Consider the following 701-nt stretch of genomic DNA (forward strand, 5'->3'; position numbering starts at 1 on the left):
GGCGGTGGCGGGGGTAACGATAACAAACAAACATTAGCGCAGGGAGGCAATGGCGGTCGCATGGTCGTTATTGCGGCGGTGGTGGCGACCATTGCTTGGGCGGCCAGTGGTTTTTACACTATCAGGGAAGCAGAACGGGGTGTTGTAACACGTTTGGGGAAGCTTAGCCATATCGTGCAGCCGGGATTGAATTGGAAACCGACGTTTATCGATAGAGTCCGAGCAGTGAATATTGAATCAGTGCGTGAATTGGCCGCTTCCGGTGTGATGTTAACCGCTGATGAAAATGTTGTCCGGGTTGAGATGAACGTTCAATATCGAGTGACTGATCCAGCGGCTTATCTTTTTAGTGTCACTTATCCCGACGACAGTTTGCGTCAAGCAACTGATGCGGCAGTACGAGGTGTCATCGGTAAATATACCATGGACAAAATTTTAACTGAGGGACGCACTATCGTTCGTAGTGATACGCAGAGAGTACTGGAAGAGACTGTTCGCCCCTATAAAATGGGGATTACTTTGCTTGACGTTAACTTTCAGGCTGCTCGTCCACCGGAAGAAGTAAAAGCCGCTTTTGATGATGCGATTGCGGCTCGTGAAAACCAACAGCAATTTATTCGTGAAGCTGAGGCTTATGCTAATGAAGTTCAACCTCGTGCCAATGGTCAGGCGGAACGCTTGCTAGAAGATGGTAAAGCCTA

The 701-nt window shown here is 48.9% G+C and carries 1 protein-coding gene; it reads left to right on the forward strand.

Annotation, left to right across the window (positions count from 1 at the left end; all coding sequences use genetic code 11):
• Positions 1 to 701 (forward strand): FtsH protease activity modulator HflK (gene hflK / locus REG_RS14910; protein ID WP_039908664.1); only part of this gene is annotated, 701 nt, incomplete at both ends.

This window comes from Candidatus Regiella insecticola LSR1 (assembly GCF_000143625.1).
Classification (GTDB): Bacteria; Pseudomonadota; Gammaproteobacteria; order Enterobacterales; family Enterobacteriaceae; genus Regiella; species Regiella insecticola.